19 protein-coding genes are annotated in these 18484 nt (G+C 71.8%); 5 read left to right on the forward strand and 14 right to left on the reverse strand.

Annotated elements, in window-relative coordinates; translation table 11 throughout:
* Window positions 1-785 (reverse strand): HEAT repeat domain-containing protein (locus I8N67_RS31425; RefSeq protein ID WP_200307633.1); only part of this gene is annotated, 785 nt, incomplete at its 3' end.
* Between the two features lie 84 nt (window positions 786-869).
* On the opposite strand from I8N67_RS31425, the gene I8N67_RS31430 reads away from it, so the two are divergent.
* Window positions 870-1412: a DNA-binding protein gene (locus tag I8N67_RS31430; RefSeq protein WP_200307635.1), complete on the forward strand. Its 543-nt coding sequence runs from the start codon at window positions 870-872 to the stop codon at window positions 1410-1412.
* A 34-nt stretch (window positions 1413-1446) separates the two neighbouring features.
* Here the strand turns inward: I8N67_RS31430 and I8N67_RS31435 are convergent, their stop codons facing one another.
* Window positions 1447-1944, reverse strand: a complete 498-nt coding sequence (locus I8N67_RS31435; protein WP_200307637.1) for a GbsR/MarR family transcriptional regulator — start codon at window positions 1942-1944, stop codon at window positions 1447-1449.
* 134 nt (window positions 1945-2078) lie between these two features.
* Between I8N67_RS31435 and I8N67_RS31440 the strand changes: the two genes are divergently transcribed.
* From I8N67_RS31440 to I8N67_RS31455, 4 genes are all read left to right on the forward strand, one after another.
* Window positions 2079-3011, forward strand: a complete 933-nt coding sequence (locus tag I8N67_RS31440) for an ABC transporter ATP-binding protein (protein ID WP_200307638.1) — start codon at window positions 2079-2081, stop codon at window positions 3009-3011.
* Window positions 3008-4615, forward strand: a complete 1608-nt coding sequence (locus I8N67_RS31445; protein WP_200307639.1) for an ABC transporter permease — start codon at window positions 3008-3010, stop codon at window positions 4613-4615. Before I8N67_RS31440 ends, I8N67_RS31445 begins: the two co-directional genes overlap by 4 nt.
* A gap of 128 nt (window positions 4616-4743) precedes the next feature.
* Window positions 4744-5982: a glycosyltransferase gene (locus I8N67_RS31450; protein WP_200307640.1), complete on the forward strand. Its 1239-nt coding sequence runs from the start codon at window positions 4744-4746 to the stop codon at window positions 5980-5982.
* A gap of 73 nt (window positions 5983-6055) precedes the next feature.
* Entirely contained in the window at window positions 6056-6361 is a 306-nt protein-coding gene (locus I8N67_RS31455) for a hypothetical protein (RefSeq protein ID WP_234046609.1), read from the forward strand.
* Between the two features lie 11 nt (window positions 6362-6372).
* On the opposite strand, the gene I8N67_RS31460 is transcribed toward I8N67_RS31455, so the two are convergent.
* From I8N67_RS31460 to I8N67_RS31515, 12 genes are all read right to left on the reverse strand, one after another.
* Window positions 6373-7593, reverse strand: coding sequence for a cytochrome P450 (locus I8N67_RS31460; protein ID WP_200307641.1), 1221 nt, complete (start codon window positions 7591-7593; stop codon window positions 6373-6375).
* Window positions 7594-7641: 48 nt separating this feature from the next.
* On the reverse strand, window positions 7642-8307 hold the full coding sequence (locus I8N67_RS31465) for a response regulator (protein ID WP_200307642.1): 666 nt from the start codon (window positions 8305-8307) through the stop codon (window positions 7642-7644).
* The gene (locus tag I8N67_RS31470) at window positions 8304-9650 is read right to left on the reverse strand and encodes a sensor histidine kinase (protein WP_200307643.1); all 1347 of its coding nucleotides are present in this window, start codon (window positions 9648-9650) and stop codon (window positions 8304-8306) included. The genes I8N67_RS31465 and I8N67_RS31470 overlap by 4 nt, the downstream gene beginning before the upstream one ends.
* A 106-nt stretch (window positions 9651-9756) precedes the next feature.
* On the reverse strand, window positions 9757-10431 hold the full coding sequence (locus I8N67_RS31475; protein WP_200307644.1) for a response regulator: 675 nt from the start codon (window positions 10429-10431) through the stop codon (window positions 9757-9759).
* The gene (locus I8N67_RS31480; RefSeq protein WP_200307645.1) at window positions 10428-11870 is read right to left on the reverse strand and encodes a sensor histidine kinase; all 1443 of its coding nucleotides are present in this window, start codon (window positions 11868-11870) and stop codon (window positions 10428-10430) included. The genes I8N67_RS31475 and I8N67_RS31480 overlap by 4 nt, the downstream gene beginning before the upstream one ends.
* Entirely contained in the window at window positions 11863-13059 is a 1197-nt protein-coding gene (locus I8N67_RS31485; protein ID WP_200307646.1) for an acyltransferase family protein, read from the reverse strand. Before I8N67_RS31485 ends, I8N67_RS31480 begins: the two co-directional genes overlap by 8 nt.
* Entirely contained in the window at window positions 13052-14056 is a 1005-nt protein-coding gene (locus tag I8N67_RS31490; protein WP_200307647.1) for an alpha/beta hydrolase, read from the reverse strand. Before I8N67_RS31490 ends, I8N67_RS31485 begins: the two co-directional genes overlap by 8 nt.
* A 153-nt stretch (window positions 14057-14209) precedes the next feature.
* On the reverse strand, window positions 14210-15199 hold the full coding sequence (locus I8N67_RS31495; protein WP_200307648.1) for an alpha/beta hydrolase: 990 nt from the start codon (window positions 15197-15199) through the stop codon (window positions 14210-14212).
* A gap of 261 nt (window positions 15200-15460) precedes the next feature.
* Window positions 15461-16714: a kynureninase gene (gene kynU, locus I8N67_RS31500; RefSeq protein WP_200307649.1), complete on the reverse strand. Its 1254-nt coding sequence runs from the start codon at window positions 16712-16714 to the stop codon at window positions 15461-15463.
* Window positions 16707-17552, reverse strand: a complete 846-nt coding sequence (locus I8N67_RS31505; RefSeq protein ID WP_200307650.1) for a tryptophan 2,3-dioxygenase family protein — start codon at window positions 17550-17552, stop codon at window positions 16707-16709. The genes kynU and I8N67_RS31505 overlap by 8 nt, the downstream gene beginning before the upstream one ends.
* 154 nt (window positions 17553-17706) lie before the next feature.
* Window positions 17707-18120 carry a DUF3151 domain-containing protein gene (locus I8N67_RS31510; protein WP_200307651.1) on the reverse strand — a complete coding sequence of 138 codons (414 nt, stop codon included), beginning with the start codon at window positions 18118-18120 and terminating at the stop codon, window positions 17707-17709.
* Window positions 18121-18173: 53 nt separating this feature from the next.
* A complete protein-coding gene (locus tag I8N67_RS31515) occupies window positions 18174-18458 on the reverse strand; it encodes a winged helix-turn-helix domain-containing protein (RefSeq protein WP_200307652.1) in 285 nt (94 codons plus the stop codon).
* Window positions 18459-18484: the final 26 nt, after the last annotated feature.

The following is an 18484-nucleotide window of genomic DNA, read 5'->3' on the forward strand; positions in this document are numbered from 1 at the left end:
CCGGCCGCGGAGTCCGAGCCACCGGACTCAAGGCCGCCCAAACCCACCGCCGCGACACCCACACCACCGGACGCCACGCCCGAGTCACCAGACCCGAACCCCGACCCCAACGCAACGATCCCCGAGACCCCGGCCGCCAGGTCCGAACCCCCCGCCGCGAGCCCGTGCATCACCGCCAGTCGGAGTTGCGGCTCCGGGGAGTCGAGGAGGAGGCCGCGCAGCAGCGCGGTCGCCTCCTCGGCTCGGTCGCCGGCCGGTTCGCGGGGGACCGCGCGGCCGAGTGCCAGGACGAGATCGAGTCGGGTCGCCGGGTCGCTCTCCGACTGCCAGCACCGCAGGAGTGGGGGCAGAGTGGCCTCGCCGGGGCTCGGGCAGAGCCCGATGATGTCGGCCGCGGCGCGCCGGATCGCCGGCGTGGGATCGCCCAGCAGGGCGCACACCTCGGGCAGGGCGCGTTCCCAGGCGGGGTGCCAGGCGGGGTCGAGGAAGCGCTCGGCGACGATGTCGGTCAACGACGCGAGGCGGGCCACGGTGTCCAGCACCGTGCCCCGGCAGCGCACATCCGGAGAGGCGGCCAGCCGCAGCAGAAAGGGGAGCGCGGCCGAGGCGGCGGGGCAGATCCAACCGCCCTGGTGGTACAGCAGGTTGAGCAGATCGTCCGCCGCGTCCTCGGCGTCGTCCGGGTCCGGCCCCGCACACCGGCGCAACAGCCCGGGCACATCCCCGGCAGCCCCGTAGTTGTGCTTCAGCCCCGCCCACTCGACCGCGTCCAGCCCCTCCCACATGCGCGAGACCCTATCGCCGCCACCTCCCCCTCCCCCTCTAAATAAACCGTTGACAACAGGTTGTTTGCATCTCATGCTGACTCCATGTCGCCAATCTCTCCCACGGACCCCTCCCCAGACCCCTCCCCAGACCCCTCCCCGGACCCCTCCCCGGACCCCTCCCCGGACCCCTTCACACCTCCCAGCGCCGACGAGGCGAGAGCGGAGCGCGTGTACACCTCCCTCTTCCGCATCGCCGAACGGCACGCAGCCACCGACGACCAACGCCGTCGGCAGGTCCACCCCTACGTACTCGGCCCGCACGAGGCGATCAGGCTGGTGTCGTTCCTGCTCAGCGGCGCCGCCCTCCCCGACGACGGCGAACCGGACGTCGACCGCGCGGACATCACCGCCGCCCTGAGCCTCGTCCCACTGGCCCGCGGCGAGATGGACGAACTGGAGGTCGGCCTTCTGGACATGGCCCGAGGCCGCGGCATGACCTGGCCCGAGATCGCCTTCGGCCTCGGCCTCCAGACCCCCCAGGCCGCCAGGCAGCGCTACGAACGCCTGGCCGGCCGTACCCGCACCGGCACGGACACCGGCACGGACACCGCCGCCGCCGCCACCGCCGCCGCCGCCCATGAATGATCGGGACCGGGGCGACGACAGCCCGGACCAGCGCTCAGCCCTGCCCGAACCTCTTCTCCCGGTGCATGCGCCAGCGGTCCATCATCATTTCGAGTTCACCCTCGATGAACTCGAAGAACGCGAGGGTCTCCGCGAGGCGGCGGCCCGCCGGGGTGTCGGCGCCGAGGCTGATGACACCCTCGCGCAGGGCGTCCTCCCAGCGCCGGACGATGGCCTCACGGTTGGTGACGGCCTCGTACCACTGGTCGCTGTGGACGCGGTAGCGCTCGCGGCGCGAACCGGGCTCACGCTCGCGGGACACCAGGTGCACCTGGGCGAGATAGCGGACCGCGCCGGAGACGGCGGCGGGGCTGATCTGTAGCTGTTCGCCCAGTTCGGCGGAGGTCAGCGCGCCGGTGTCGGAGGCCAGGAGCGAGGCGAAGACCCGGGCCGGCATGCGCGGCACCCCGGCCTCGACGAGCTGCGCCGCGAAGTGCTCGACGAAACGGGAGACCGACTCGGGGTCCCGCCCGGCACGCTTCGTATCCGCCATGCCTGCATCATCTCCCCTGGTCAGCCAAAGGCCCGTGGCCAGCGATCACCATCCGTCACCATCGGCAAGCCTACCGGCGATTCATACGTTTCCTTAACTTCACAAATTTCTGAAGTAAGCGTACGTTCTGAAGAATGACGAAGGCCAACCTCGCCATCGAGGTATCCGGACTGCACAAGTCATTCGGACGGACCCACGCGCTCGACGGGCTCGACCTGACCGTCGAGACCGGCGAGGTCCACGGCTTCCTCGGCCCCAACGGTGCCGGAAAGTCCACCGCCATCCGCGTCCTGCTCGGTCTGCTGCGCGCCGACGCGGGCGCCGCCCGCGTACTGGGCCGCGACCCGTGGGCGGACGCGGTCGAGGTGCACCGCCGGATCGCGTACGTGCCGGGTGATGTGACGCTGTGGCGCAACCTGTCGGGCGGCGAGGTCATCGACCTCTACGGGCGGCTGCGGGGCGGCCTGGACGCCGGGCGCCGCGCGGAGCTGATCGAACGCTTCGAACTGGACCCGACGAAGAAGGGCCGGACGTACTCCAAGGGCAACCGCCAGAAGGTCGCCCTCGTCGCCGCCTTCGCCTCCGACGTCGATCTGCTCATCCTCGACGAGCCGACCTCCGGCCTGGACCCGCTGATGGAGGAGGTCTTCCAGCGGTGCGTACGGGAGGAGCGGGACCGGGGCCGTACGGTCCTGCTGTCGTCCCACATCCTCAGCGAGGTCGAGGAGTTGTGCGACCGGGTGAGCATCATCCGCAAGGGCGTCACCGTCGAGAGCGGTTCCCTCACCGACCTGCGCCACCTCACGCGTACCACCGTCACCGCCGAACTCGCCGGCCCGCCGGGCGGCCTGGCCCGCCTGCCCGGCGTCCACGACCTCGACATCCAGGGCAACCGCGTCCACCTCCAGGTCGACACCGACAAACTCAACGCCGTACTGCGCTCCCTGACCGATTCGGGCGTACGGTCCCTCACCTCGACACCTCCGACCCTGGAGGAGCTCTTCCTGCGGCACTACCAGGACGACGTACAGGCGGCGGTCGCGTCCGGGGTGGCGGTGGCCCGATGACCACCGCGTTCGCCGTACGGCCCGGCAGCAGCACAGGTCAACTGACCGGCACGGGGACCCTGTTGAGATTCGCCCTGCGCCGCGACCGGGTGATGGTCCCGGTCTGGGTCGCGGTGACGGGCCTGATGGTCCTCTCCATGCCGAACAGCCTGAAGAGCCTGTACGGCACCGGCGCCGAACGCGCCGACCTGATGCGCCAGATGGCCACCAACTCGTCGTTGCGCGCACTGATCGGCCCCGTCTTCGACGACTCCCTCGGTGCCCTGACCGCCTGGCGTGCCGGCGTCTACGCGGGCGTCCTCGCCGCCGTCATGAGCCTGCTCGTCGTCATCCGGCACACCCGCGACGAGGAGGAGAGCGGCCGTCAGGAGCTGATCGCCTCCGGGACGGTGGGCCGCCGGGCCTCGCTGACGGCCGCCCTGCTCACGGCGGCGGTCGCGAACGGCGGGCTGGCGCTGCTCGTGACGCTCGGGCTGGCCGGGCAGGGGGCGGCGAGTGCGGCGGCCTTCGGGCTGGGGATCGCGGGCGTCGGCACGGTGTTCGCGACGATGGCGGCGGTCGTCGCGCAGTTGACGGAGAGCGCGCGGCTGGCGCGGGGGCTCACGGCGGGGGTGCTGGGCGCGGCTTTCGTGCTGCGGGCGGCCGGTGACGCCTCCGAGGACGGAGGTTCGTCCGTTCTGACGTGGCTCTCGCCGCTGGGGTGGCTGGAGAACGAGCGTTCGTTCGCGGACGAGCGGTGGTGGGTGCTGCTGCTCTTCGTCGCGGCGACGGCGGTCCAGGGCGCGGTGGCGTACGAACTCGCCGGGCGGCGCGACGTCGGCATGAGCTTCCTGCCGACCCGGCCGGGACCGGCGGCCGGCCGGCTGAGTACGGCCGGGGCGCTGGCCTGGCGGCTGCAACGCGGCAGCGTCCTCGGCTGGAGCATCGGGTTCTTCCTCACCGGCGTCGTCTACGGCGGCCTCGCCGAGGGCATGGCCGACTTCGTCGGCGACAACGAGGGCGCCCGCGCGATGTTCGAACGCATGGGCGGTCAGTCCGGCCTGACGAACGCCTTCCTCGCCTCGATGATCGGCATGCTCGGCCTGTTCGCGGCGCTGTACGTCGTCGCCGCCGTACTGCGCCTGCACGGCGAGGAGACGTCCGGGCGCGCCGAACCTGTCCTCGCCAACGCGGTGGGCCGACTTCGTTGGGCGGGCGGTCACCTCGCCGTCGCCTTCGCCGGCTCGGTCTGGATCATGCTCCTCGCCGGCCTCGGCTTCGTCCTCGGCCACGGCAGGAGCGCCGGTCCGATCCTGGGCGCGTGCCTCGTCCAGGTCGCCGGGATCTGGGTCGTCGGCGGGGTGGCCGTCCTGCTGTACGGGCTCAGCCCCCGGGCGGCGTCGGGTGCCTGGGGTCTCGCCGGAGCCGTACTCCTGATCGGGTGGATCGGCCCCGCGCTGAACGCTCCGCGAGCGGTCCTCGACCTCTCCCCCTTCGGCCACCTCCCGAAGCTGCCGGGCGGCGAGATGGAGTGGGGGCCGGTGCTGTCCCTGACGGGGCTCGCGGCGGTGCTGGTGGCGGGGGGTCTGGCGGCGCTGCGGCGGCGGGACCAGAGCAGCGGCTGAGTGGTGGCTGAGCACCCGCGTCTTTCCGTTCTCAACGTATAGCGCACCAGGGGGCTTGCGGCAAGACCCCGTTCATGCCGCAGAATCTCCGGCCCAGGGCAAGGACCTGCGGAAACGGGAGACTTGAAATGCGTGTGGTGCTGTCTACGTACGGGTCGCGCGGGGACATCGAACCGGTGATGGGGCTCGCGGTGGCGCTACGGGAACTCGGCGCGGAGGTGCGGGTGTGCGCGCCGCCGGACTTCACGGAGCTGGTGGAGGGGCTCGGTTTCGCGCTGGTGCCCGTCGGCCCGTCGGCGCGGGTGCTGATGACCGCGGCGGAGCCGCCGTCACCGGCGAACCTGCCGCAGCGTGCGGCCTCGGTGATCGCCAGTCAGTTCGAGGCGATCACCGCGGCGGCCGAGGGATGCGACGTGCTGATGGCGACCGGCATGCTGCCTGCCGCGGCCGGCGCGCTGTCGGTGGCCGAGAAACTGGGCATCCCCGCCGTGTATGCGACCTTCCAGCAGCTCACCCTGCCCTCACCGCACCACTCGCCGCTGGCGTATCCGGGCCGGCCGTTCCCGCCGGAGGTCACGGACAACCGGGTGCTGTGGGATCTCGACGCCCGGAGCATCGACGGGCTGTTCGGTGAGGCGCTCAACACCAACCGGGCGTCGATCGGCCTGCCTCCGGTGGACGGCGTCCGCGACCATGTCATCGGCGACCGGCCGTGGCTGGCGACCGACCCGCTCCTCGACCCGTGGCTGAAGCCGGCGGACCTCGACGTCGTACAGACCGGCGCGTGGATGCTTCCCGACGAACGTCCGCTCCCGGCCGAGCTGTCGGCGTTCCTGGAGGCCGGTGCGCCGCCGGTGTACGTGGGCTTCGGCAGCATGCCCATGAACGCCTCGACGGACGTCGCCCGGGTGGCCGTCGAGGCGGTCCGCGCGCAAGGCCGCCGCGTACTCCTCGGGCAGGGCTGGGCCGACCTGGCCCTGATCGACGACCAGGAAGACTGCTTCGCCGTCGGCGAGGTCAACCAGCAGGCGCTGTTCGGCCGGGTCGCCGCCGTCGTCCACCACGGCGGTGCGGGCACGACGACGACGGCCACGCGGTCCGGTGCGCCGCAGGTGGTGGTCCCTCAGCTGGCCGACCAGTCGTACTGGGCGGGCCGCGTCGCCGACCTGGGCATCGGCGTGGCGCACGACGGTCCGACGCCGACCTTCGACTCCCTGTCGGCCGCGCTCGGCACGGCCCTGGCCCCCGAGTGCCGCGCGCGGGCGACCGCCGTGGCCGCGACGGTCCGCACGGAGGGGGCGATGGTGGCCGCGAAGCTGCTGTTCGAGATGGCCGGCCGCCGGGAACAGCCGCCCGTTTCCGACTGACCTCTGTGGAACGGCCACGCCCCTGCGCCGTTTCCCGGAGAACCACCGCCGAACCGGCCGCGTCCCTCCGGTCATGGAACAACCGGAGCGAGGGTCGAAGCATCGGAGCAAGGACGACCGACGGCTCGATCGGCAGGGCGCGTTGGGGTGCGGTGGCTGCGCGTTGTCGGCGGTGGGCGCGACGGCCGCGATGCTCGTCTGGGGCACCTCGTCGCGTACCCAGCGCCATCTCGGCGGCGGTTTCGAGGGCGAGGACATGGACTACACGGTCCTCGCCACCGAACTCCCCTTCGTGGCGCTGGCCGGAGCCGTCCTCCCCGCCCTCGTCTGCCTCGCGATCGCGCTGCTCCTGGGACGGCGGGGTTCGTCGCGGCGTTGAGCGCCCTTCGCTCAGCCGACCGCGACCCGCAGCCCTTCCAACCCCCGGATCACGAAGTTCGGCTTGCGGGCCGGCTCGGCGCCGAGGGTGAGGGTGGGGGCCTTCCGCAGGAGGGCGGTCATGGAGGCGGCCAGTTCGATACGGGCGAGGGGGGCGCCGATGCAGTAGTGGATGCCCGCGCTGAAAGAGATGTGCGGGTTTTCCTTGCGGGTGAGGTCCAGTTTCTCGGGGGCGGTGAAGACGGACGGGTCGTGGTTCGCGGAGCCGAAGAGCATCGCGATCTCCGCGCCCCGGGGAATCGTCGTCCCGTCGATCTCGATGTCGTCCAGCACCCAGCGCTCGAAGAGCTGCAGCGGGGTGTCGTACCGCATCAGCTCCTCCACCGCGCAGGGCACGAGCGAGTGGTCCGCGCGGAGGGCGGCCAACTGGTCCGGGTTCCGGAACAGCGCCCACCATCCGTTCACCGTGGCGTTCACCGTCGCCTCGTGGCCCGCGTTGAGCAGCAGGACACAGGTCGAGATCATCTCCTGCTCGGTCAGCCGGTCGCCCTCGTCGTACGCCGCGATCAGCCCCGAGATCAGGTCCTCGCCCGGTTCCGCCCGGCGGTGCGCGATCAGCTCCTGGAGGTACTCCGAGAACTCCACCGACGCCCGCACCGCCCGCTTCGCCGTCTCCTGCGAGGGGCTCAGCTCGTACATCCCGCAGATGTCCGCCGACCAGGGCCGCAGCGGCGCCCGGTCCGACTCGGGGATCCCCAGCATCTCGGCGATCACCGCGACCGGGAGCGGCTCGGCGACGTCGGTCAGCAGGTCGCCTCCGCCGGCCGCCACCAGGGCGGTCACCAGCTCACCGGCCAGCTCCTCCACATACGGCTTCAGCCGCTCCACCGTGCGGGGCGTGAACGCCTTCGACACCAGCCGCCGGATCCGCGTGTGGTCCGGGGGCTCGAGGTCGAGCATCCCGTGGTCGTTCAGCGTGTGGAACGGCTCGTGCTCCGGCGGCGGCGCCGTCCGGCCGAAGTCCTCGTACGTGAACCTGTGCTGGTATGTCCGCCCGAGCCGCCGGTCCCGCAGCAGCGCCGAGACATCCGCGTGGTGCGGGACGAGCCACTGGTCCGTGGGCTCGAAGTACCGCACCCGGCCCTGGGCCCGCAGCTCCGCGTACGCCGGGTACGGGTCGGCCACGAAGTCGGGGTTCCACGGGTCGAAAGCGAGGTCGGAAGCAGCTGCCATGGACGGACGCTAACCCGCGGGTGGGCCGACTGACCAGGGGGGACGGCCTCAGCCGGGCCTGACGAGCCTCGCCTCGTAGGCGAACACCGCGGCCTGGGTGCGGTCCCGCAGGCCCAGTTTGACCAGGACTCGGCTGACGTGGGTCTTGATCGTGGACTCCGCGACGACGAGGCGCTCGGCTATCTCGGAGTTGGACAGGCCCTGGGCGATGAGGATCAGGACCTCCGTCTCCCGGTCGGTCAGCTCTCCGTACGCCAGCTGGGTCGCGGCGGAGGGCCGGGGTACCTCGGCGAGCTTGGAGAACTCGGTGATCAGACGCTTGGTGACGGACGGGGCGAGCAGGGCCTCGCCATCCGCCACCACCCGGACCCCGTCGGCCAGCTGGCGGGCCGAGGCGTCCTTGAGCAGGAACCCGGAGGCGCCCGCGCGCAGCGCCTGGTACACGTACTCGTCGAGGTCGAACGTGGTCAGCACCAGCACCTTCGCCCCGCCGTCGGCCGCCACGATCTCCCGGGTGGCCTCGATGCCGTTCATCTCCGGCATCCGGATGTCCATCAGGACGACGTCCGGCGACAGCTCCCGGACCCCGTCGACCGCCTCCCGGCCGTTCACCGCCTCGCCGACCACCTCGATGTCCGGCATCGCGCCGAGCAGCACGGAGAAGCCCTCGCGGACCATCATCTGGTCGTCGGCGATCAGCACACGGATCGTCACGCGTCGGCCTCGCTCACCGTGGTCACCGGCAGGAACACCGTCACCTCATAGCCTCCGTCGTCCGTGTCGCCCGTCGTCATCTCGCCGTTCAGCATGGTGACGCGCTCGCGCATGCCGGTGATGCCGTGGCCCGCGCCGTGGGTGGACTTCACCAGGGTCACCTCCGGGGACGGGCCGTTGACCATGCGCAGGCCGAGCCCGCCCAGGACATAACCGATCTCCACGCGGGCCGCCGCGCCGGGCGCGTGCCGCAGGGTGTTGCTGAGGGCCTCCTGGACTATGCGGTACGCCGACAGCTCCACGCCCTGCGGGAGTTCGCGGACCGCTCCGGTGACCGCCTTGTCGACCGTGAGGCCGGCCTCGCGCACGTTGGCGAGCAGGCCGTCGAGGTCGGCGAGGGTGGGCTGCGGGGCGTCCGGGGCCTCGTAGTCCTCGGCGCGGACGACTCCGAGGACGCGGCGCAGCTCGGTCAGTGCGGCGACCGCGTTCTCCCTGATCGTGGCGAAGGCCTGCTCCAGCTCCGGCGGCGGGTTCTCCACTCGGTAGGGCGCGGCCTCGGCCTGGATGGCGACCACCGACATGTGGTGGGCGACCACGTCGTGCAGCTCGCGGGCGATGGTGGTGCGCTCCTCCAGGAGGGTGCGCTTGGAGCGCTCGTGGGCCGTCACCGTCTGCTGGGCGGTCACTTCCTGCTGGGCCGTGCGGCGGGTGTTCACGACGACGGCGACCAGCACGGTCATGGCGGAGATGACCAGCAGCGGCCCGGCGTTCGAGGAGTAGTGACCCCCGCCGAGGATGCTTTCGACGACCAGTGCGTAGGCCGCGGTCAGCGTCCACATCCAGGCGGCTATGCGCGGCCGGGTGCGCAGCGCCACGACCGTCAGCACCACGAGGTGGGTCGCGAAGCTGCCGGCCGCCCAAGGCCAGTCGCTCCAAGCGTCGCTGAACGCGGCGGTGAACGGGGTCGCGGCCATCGACGCCCAGAAGGCTCCGATGGGCCGGATCAGCGTCAGCATGATCGGGCCTACGGAGAGGATGGCGCAGATCAGCATGGCGAACTCGCCGCGGTCGCTGGCGGAGACCGCGATGGTCACCGACAGCAGGGCGGCCATCACCACGGCCGCGTGCGGGGCCCAGGCCACGTACTCGCGCGGCTGGCCGGAGATCCGGCTCGTCAGCAGGCCTTCCATCCGCATGCGGGGCAGAGGTCGGTAGGCGAACGCGTCATGGAACAGGTCCTGCCGCATTCGGCGCCAGGCGTCCAGCGCCACGCGGTACTCGGGGGTGTGCGGTTTGTCCCCGCCCGGCGGGAACAGCTTCTGCGTCTGGGTCGTCTCGGTCACATGGAAAACGGTAGGCGGGGAGCGGGGTCGTCGTCGTCACCAGTGAGGAGGGTCCCGCCGGGTCCGTCTCAGGTACTACGGGTAGCGGTCCCCTGCCACCGTCCGTTCAGTACCCCGTGGGCCGCACGAGGCCCGATTCGTAGGCGAAGACCGCCGCCTGGGTACGGTCACGCAGGCCCAGTTTGACCAGGATGCGGCCGACGTGGGTCTTCACGGTCTGTTCGGCGACGACGAGGCGCTGGGCGATCTCGGCGTTGGACAGGCCCTGGGCGATCAGGGAGAGCACCTCCGTCTCCCGCTCGGTCAGGACGTCGACGCGGTCCTTGAGCGGGGCGCGGGGCGTGGTGCCGAGCCGGGAGAACTCGGCGATGAGACGGCGGGTGATGCCCGGTGCGAGCAGCGCGTCACCCGCCGCCACCACCCTTACGGCCTCGGCGAGTTGGTCGGCGGAGGCGTCCTTGAGCAGGAACCCGGAGGCGCCCGCGCGCAGCGCCTCGTACACGTACTCGTCGAGGTCGAAGGTGGTGAGGACCAGGACTCTGATGTGCGGGTTCTCGGTGGTGATGCGGCGGGTGGCCTCGATGCCGCCGAGCTCGGGCATGCGGATGTCCATCAGGACGACGTCCGGGGCGAGTTCGGCGACCTTGTCGATCGCGTCGAGGCCGTGCACCGCCTGGCCGACGACGTCGAGGTCGGGCTGGGTGTTGAGCAGCACCGAGAAGCCCTGCCGGACCATCTGCTGGTCGTCGGCGATCAGTACGCGGATGGGGCTGCTCGTCATGGACTCTTTGCTCCTGTCGTGTCCGGTGCGGGGCCCGAGGGCTCGCTGCCGGGATCGCCGTCGCGGGGGAGGAAGGCCACGACCGCGAAGCCGCCGTGGGACGTTTCGGTCGCCATGAGGGTGCCACCCAGCATGGCGGTGCGCTCCCGCATACCGAGGAGGCCGTGACCGGCGCCGGGGGACGGCGGTGCCGGGCGGGCCGGACGGGAGTTGATGACCCGTACCTGCAGCCCGCGGGGGAAGTGGGTGAGCTCCACCCGAACGGTCGACCCGGGCGCGTGCCGCAGCGCGTTGCTCAGCGCCTCCTGGACTATCCGGTACGCCGACAGCTCCACACCGGGCGGCAGCGGCCGTACGTCGCCGTGGATCTCGCTGACCACCGCCAGGCCGGCGGTGCGGGTGTTGTCGATGAGCGCGTCGAGGCGGTCCAGGGTGGGCTGCGGGGCGTGCGGGGCGGTGCCCTCGGCGGCGGCCGCCGCCGTCCCGAGCGGGTCGTCGGGGTCGGGGTCCGGTGGGTTCTCGGAACGCAGTACGCCGAGGACGCGACGGAGTTCGGTGAGGGCCTCCAGCGCGTTCTGCCGGATGCCGTGGAGGTTCTCCTTCAGCTCCTCCGAGGGGTTCTCCACTAGGTGGGGGGCGACCTGGGCCTGGATGGAGATCACCGACATGTGGTGGGCGACCACGTCGTGCAGCTCGCGCGCGATCCGGCTGCGCTCCTCCAGGAGCGTGCGGCGGGCTCGTTCCTCCGCCGTGATGCTCGTCTGCTCGACGAGTTGGGTACGGGCCTCGCGGCGGCCGCGCATGGCGCTGCCGAGGAGGACGGCGCTGACGAACAGGGCGAGGGCCAGTGTGCTCGTCGAGGAGAACCTCGGGGCGCCGACGGGGCCCTGTAGGACGTAGGTGACCAGTGCGGTCAGCGCCAGCACCTCGATCACCACGCGGTTGGGCAGGCGCAGCGCCAGGAGGAAGAGGATCACCGCGTGCGCGATCAGTCCGGGCGGGCTCCACGGCCATGGAACGTCCGCTCCGATCGTCTCCCCCGAGGACGGGGACAGGGAGGGGGAGGGGAAAGCGGGCTGTGTGGAGCGGAGCTGGGCCCGGACGCCCAGGGCGACGACGACGGTGACCACCGTGGAGGCCCACCACGCCGGGACCGGCCACCGCAGCGCGAGCACCACGGCCGCGCCCTGCGCCAGGGAGCACAACAGGATGTATTCGGCGCCCAGTTGGTAGCGGTCGTCCATCTGGTCGATGTTCATGAGCGTGGTGCCGAGGACCACGAGGGCGATCAGGCCGTGGCGGAGCCAGCGCGGCCGGGCGGAGGGGGGCAGGGGGTGAGGGGTGGCGCTCCACAGGTCCTCGCGCAGGAGTCGCACTCCCCTGGTCAGCCGCTCCTTCACCCGCTCCTCCACCCCGTTCGTTCGCACCACCCTAGGCATGACGCACCGCCTGGGGTGGGGTGTTGCCCGGTCGGGGGGCCCTGCGGGAGCGGCGGTTCTCGTAGGTGTGGAACGCGGACCGGCAGAGCAGGAGCGCGAGGGCGAATACCGGGAGCCAGGCGAGGCGGGCCGCCACCCATGGCAGGTCGTCGGGGGGTGTGTGCAGGCCGGGGAGACGGCCTGCCGCCAGGCCGGTCGCCGTGGTGGCCATCAGGGCCGTCTGGTGCCAGAGGAATACGGTCATCGCCGAGAGGTTGACGAGGGCCACCGCCGCCCAGGCCAGGGGGTGGCGTCCCAGGGTGCGGCGGAGTGGGCCGCGCAGGAGCAGTGCCAGGCCGCACTGGGCCAGGCCGAAGGTGACCGCGGCCAGGGTGGGTGGGTTCAGGTTGGAGACCTGGGCGCCGGGGACGCCGACCATCGAGGACGGGTAGCCGGCCCAGACGATCAGGGCGGCCGTCGCCGCGGTGCCCGACACGAGCAGGGTCCAGCCCGCGCGGCGGCGGTCCAGCTCGCCTCGGGTCCAGGCGGCGCCCAGGGTGTACGGGACGAGCCAGCCGGCGGCCAGGTTGATCCAGCCGAGCTCCTGGGGGCCGCCCAGGCCGAAGCGGATGAGGTCGACGTGGAGGACGACTGCCAGGGGCCAGAGGGGGTTGAGGCGGGTCAGTAGGGGCGTTGCTGCCGTCAGTGCGGCGAAGACCAGGAGGAACCACAGCGGGGAGAGGGCCAGCTTTGCGAGGGTGTGGACCGTGTCCATGCGGGTGCCTGTGGCCAGCAGGCCGATCGTGACCGCTGTCCAGAGGGTGAGGAGGGCTGCGACCGGTATGAACAGGCGGCTCAGGCGGGTGCGGAGCCATTGGTTGTACGGGGTGCCGTGGGCTCGGGCTGAGGTGTAGCTCTTTGTGGCTACGTGGCCGCCTACCAGGAAGAAGACGGACAGGGTCTGGAAGAGCCAGGAGATGGGGGTCAGCCAGGGCATGTGTTGCAGGGGGCTCGCGGTGTGGAGGGTGTCGCCGTCCGCGACGAGGGCGGTGACCAGCCAGTGGCCCAGGATTATGCCGAGGATGGCGATGGCTCGGAGGGCGTCCACTGCGCGGTCCCTGTGGGGTGGGGTGGCGGTGTTGATGTGGTGGGCGGCCCCAGCCCCCACAGTGTGCGTAGCCCTTGATGCTCCCCTCGATCGGCTACGCATGGGTTACCTCCGTGAGGGTGCCGTTGGCTATGTGGGCGAGGTTTTTGAGGGAGGGGGAGTTGGGGGTGAAGTAGTCGCTGTGGCCGATGGGGCCGGTGGTGAAGGGGTGGGCGCCGAAGGAGGGGGAGGTGGGGTCGGGGCCGAAGCCGAGGGTGGTGCCGAAGAGGTCGGCTCGGGTGTGGGGGACCATGGCGATCCAGTCGTCGGCGCCTCGGGCGGCCCATACGCGTGCCGAGGTGTGCAGGGCGGCGGCGCTGTCCGCGCCCGTGCCGGGGCTGCCGACCAGGGCGATGTCGTCGATGTCGTCGAGACCGGTGGCGGCTCGGGCGCAGACGACCGTGCCGTACGAGTGGCAGATGAGGGAGATGCCGGTGGAGGCGCCCACCAGCCCCCGTAGGTCACGTGTGAACCTGCGCAGGTGTGGGGCCGCCTGTTCGGCGCGGGTCGGGGTCAGCACCGTGGTGCTGATCGTCGCGGGCGTCTCGTAGCCGAGCCAGGCGATCACCGCTGTGTCCGGGCCTGTGCGGTCGTGCAGGGCCACGGCGGCCTTGTGGAAGCGGCCGTAGGTGTCCAGGCTCGTGTCCGAGCCGGGGACCAGCACCGCTATGCGGCCGGCCTTCAGCAGGTCGCCGAAGACCTCCACCGCCTGACCCGGGCCCCGGCCGTCGAAGGCCAGGAGCTGTCGGGAGGGCTCTGCCAGCGAGCGGTCCGTCGCGGCTCGGCTCCGGTCGCCGTGGGCGTCGGCCATGCGGGACGCCTCCGCGGCGTTCTCGCGGTTGGCCTCGTACGTCGCCCGGAGTGTTGTCGGCGTGAGCGGGGCCGGGGAGGCCGGCGGTGGGGCCGGGATCTGTGGTCCGGCCGCCGCCGAGATCGGTGCGATCACCGCTGTCGCGACGAGGAGGGCGAGGAGCGTGCGGCGCAGACGGGCCGGCCAGTTACCGCGCTGGGATCGCCGGTCTGGGGCTCCCCCTGCCTCCGGCCTTGTCACGACCCCCATGTCACCCGCCCCTTCCCGCCCGGCCGCCCGTCCATCGGGCCGCTCTGGGAAGAAAGTTACGAATCGGGGGTCGTCGTCCGCGTCACGCCAGGGAGCTCACCTGCGATGTAGCTCTCAGGTACTACGGGTATCGGCAGGGGGCCCTCACCACGCCTACCAGGCCAGCTGCGCGATCTCCTCCGCCACCACCGCACACGCGTCCGCCGCCGGGTCGATGAGGGGGAAATGGCCGACGTCTTCCAAAAGGGTCAGGCCCACGACCTCGCCTGACTTCGCCGCGGCATCGGCGTACGCCTCGGCCACGGCCTCCGGGACGACGATGTCGGCGCGGCCCTGTACGAGGGTGGTGGCGATGCCCGTCGGGAGCAGGAGGGACGGGTCGGCGTAGGGCAGGCGTTCGGCGAACTTGTCCTGGCCGCCGAGGAGTTGGGTGGTCGCGCCGCCGCAGACGTCGAGCTTCTCGGCCACCGCGAAGTCGGCGATGGGCGCCATGGCCACGACGCCGCGCAGCGGCGCCGGGCGGGCGGTGCGCCACGGCGCGTCGGCCGGGAGTACGTGCCGGGCTGCCGCCCACAACGCCAGGTGGCCGCCGGCGGAGTGGCCCGCTAGCACCATGCGGCGCGGGTCCCCCTGGGGCAGGGCCTCGCGTACGAGGCCGGGCAGGGCGTCGAGCGCCGCCGCGATGTCGTCGAACGTCTCCGGCCAGCGGCCCGCGACCGGGCCGGTGCTGCCGGCCGGGCCGGTGCTGCCGGCCGGGCCGGTCTGGGCCGGGATCGAGCCGCCCCTTCGGTACTCGACGTTGGCCACGGCGAAGCCGCGACGGGCCAGGAAGTCGGCGAACGGGGTGATGTGGAGGCGGTCGTACGGGGCGCGCCATGCGCCGCCGTGCAGAACCACGACCAAAGGGACGCCGTCTGTGCCCGCACCGGCGTCGGCACCCGCGCCCATGCCCGCACCCGCGCCCGCACTCGCACCCGCACCCGTGCCCGTGCCCGTGCCCGTGCCCGTGCGCGGGGCGTAGAAATCAATCACCTGGTCGGGGTGGTCCCCGTAACGGGCGGTGGCGTCCGGGGTGACCGGTGGGTGTGAGAAGGCGGACGCCTCTTCGGCGGCATCGCGGGCTGCTGCCTCGTCGTCCGGCATGCTCCAACCTCTCAAGGGTGAAACGGATTTGGAAGGGTTTGGGGTGGGCCGATCCCGGGTATCGGGCGGCCTGCCGTTGGCGGGGACGCTATCAGGCCCGTGACGTGCGTCGACACACCGATGTGACGCTGGGTCAGGATTGGCAGCTCTGGTGGTTTTTGTGTCGGGGGCGGACCCGCCCCCGACACCTCGGCTGCCCCGACACCTCGGCTGCCCCGACACCTCGGCTACCCCGACACCTCGGCTACCCCGATGCCTCGGCTACCCCAGCACCCCCAGCGTCTCCCCCAACGTCTCCCCCAGTACCCGCCCCGCCCGCTCCACATCAGCGAAGCTGACGTACAGCGGGGTGAAGCCGAAGCGGAGGACGTCGGGGTGGCGGAAGTCGCCGATGACGCCTTGGTGGATGAGGCGTTTCATGACGTCGGCGGCGGCGTCGCAGCGCAGGGCGACCTGGCTGCCGCGTTCCGCGTGGGTGGCCGGCGTGAGGGACTCGACGCGGCCTTCGGGGACGTACGCGGAGACGCATCGCAGGAAGAAGTCCGTCAGCGCGAGGGACTTGGCCCGCACCGACTCGATCGTCACGCCCTCCCCTTCACCGCCCCCGCTCCTGTCCCTACCTCCATGCCAGACGTCAAGTGCCGCCTCCAGAGCCAGCATTGACAGAATGTCAGGCGTGCCGACGCGGCCGCGCCCCGCGCCCGCCACCGGCTCGTAGGCCGGGTGCATGCCGAAGGGCCGGGCGTGGGAGTTCCAGCCGGGCAGGGGGGAGTCGAAGCGGGGCTGGAGGTCGTGGCGGACGTAGAGGTAGGCCGGGGAGCCGGGGCCGCCGTTGAGGTATTTGTAGGTGCAGCCGACGGCCAGGTCGACGCCGTGTTCGTCGAGGCCGACGGGCAGGGCGCCCGCACTGTGGCAGAGGTCCCAGACGGCGTACGCGCCCGCCCGGTGGACCGCCTCGGTCAGGCCGGGCAGGTCGTGGAGGCGGCCGGTGCGGTAGTCGACGTGGTTGAGGAGTACGGCCGCCGTACGGGAACTCAGCGCGTCCGGCACCTCCGCCGGGGTCACCGGGCGCAGCGTGCGGCCGGTCATACGGGCCGCGGACTCGGCGATGTAGCCGTCCGTGGGGAACGTCGTCGCGTCGACCAGGATCTCGTCGCGGCGGCTGTCGCCGGCCTCGTCCGCCAGGCGCACCGCGCCAACAAGTGCCTTGAATACGTTGACACTTGTGGAGTCGCCGACCACGATCTGGCCGGCCGCCGCGCCCACCAGCGGAGCGATCCGGTCGCCGATCCGCTCGGGCGCGGTCCACCAGCCGCTCTCCTCCCAGGACCGGATGCGCAGCTCGCCCCACTCCCGGTACACGACATCGGCGACCCGCCCGGGGACCGAGACCGGCAGCGCGCCCAGCGAGTTCCCGTCGAGGTACACGGCGTCGTCCAGGACGAAGCGGGTACGCAGCCACGCCAGCTCGTCGGCCGCGTCCAACTCAGCGGCCAGGGTTTCCAGTTCAGACATGGGAGCGCGCCGTCCACAGCTCGGGGAAGACGTTCTTCCGGGCCCGCTTCTCCAGCCACGCCACACCGGCGGAGCCACCCGTGCCGGCCTTGGCGCCCATCGCGCGGCGGGTGGCGACGAGGTGGTCGTTGCGCCAGCGCCAGACGAGTTCGGCGACGTCGGTCAGCGCCTCGCCGAGGCGGGCGAGTTCATGGTCCGGGTCGCCGGAGTACAGCTCCGTCCACGCCTCCTCGACCTCGGGTGTGGGCTCGTAGCGCTGGGAGACGTCACGTCGTACGACAGCCTCGGGGATCGCGTGGCCGCGACGCGCCAGCAGCCGCAGGACCTCGTCGTAGAGGCTCGGCTCGTGCAGCGCCTTCTCCAGCTCGGCGTGGACGCGCGGAGCGGCCCGGTGCGGGACGAGCATGGAGGCGGACTTCTCGCCGAGCAGGAACTCCATCCGGCGGTACATCGCCGACTGGAAGCCGGAGCCCTCGCCGAGGGCGGCGCGGTACGAGTTGAACTGGGCCGGGGTGAGCTGGGCCAGCGGCCGCCACGACGCGTTCAGGGCCTCCAGCTCCCGCACGGAACGCTTCAGCGCGTCCCTGGCCGTCGACACATCGTCGTTCCGGATCGCGGCGGTCGCCGTCTCCCACTCGTGGACGATGACGGTGAACCACAGCTCCATGACCTGGGTCGTCACCAGGAAGACCATCTCTCCGGGGTCGTCGGAGAGGGTGTGCTGGAGGTGGGTAAGGACGTCCGCCTGTACGTAGTCCTCGTACGGGGTCGTGCCCTGGAAGTCGAGATGCGGGGTCTCGGGCTCCGAAGCCTCTTGGGGCTGAGCCGGAAGGGACATCGCTGTCTCCTGTTACGTACTCCGGGTAGCGGTCCGCCCCTGCCGTTACCGACACGGGGGCCCCGGTCCCCTACCGGCATAGTCGGGGATACGGCCCCGAAACCGCAAGGTCCGCCTGATCACACCAGGCGGACCTGCGGGAATACCGTCCGGGTCAGCCGAGGGTCTGGGCCGCCGTCGCGGACGAGTCCTTCAGGAACTGCGAGCAGCGCGCGTACTCCTCCTGCTCACCGATCGCCTGCGCGGCCCGCGCGAGCCCGTGCAGCGCGCGCAGGAAGCCGCGATTCGGCTCGTGCTCCCAAGGCACCGGTCCGTGCCCCTTCCAGCCGCTGCGGCGCAGGGCGTCCAGGCCGCGGTGGTAGCCCGTACGGGCATAGGCGTACGACTCCACGACGCTGCCCCGCTCGAACGCCTCGTCGGCGAGCTGGGCCCAGGCGAGGGAGGAGGTGGGGTACTTGCCGGCCACGTCGGCCGGGGCCGTGCCGTTCGCGAGGAGTTCGCGGGGCTCCGGGTCGTCGGGGAGGTGCGTCGGGGGCGGGCCCCCGAGGAGGTTCTCGTGAATCGTCATGGGTTCCAGTCTGGCCCATGTGGGTGCGGGTGGGGGAACGGGTGTGGCTTGGATCAGTGGGCGGTCGGGGCGTCGTCCGTGGGCGGCTGCTCGGCTCGCACGAAGGTGCCCTTGATCGGGACCGTGATGACGAGACCTTGATCGCGGAGGTCGCGGACAGCCCGGCGGACGGTACTGACGGCAATGCCGTACTGCTCGGCGAGGTCACGCTCGCCCGGAAGCCGGGCCCCTGCGGGCAGCCGCCCGGTACGGATCTGCTCGGCGATGTGATGCACGACCTGGAGATACACGTAGACGTGGCTCGTCAGGTCGGGGCTCCAGTCACGGTCGTCAGCCATTCCTGCACGCTAAGGCGCTCCTGAGC

It is taken from the genome of Streptomyces adelaidensis, from assembly GCF_016598475.1.
GTDB classification, from domain to species: Bacteria; Actinomycetota; Actinomycetes; order Streptomycetales; family Streptomycetaceae; genus Streptomyces; species Streptomyces adelaidensis.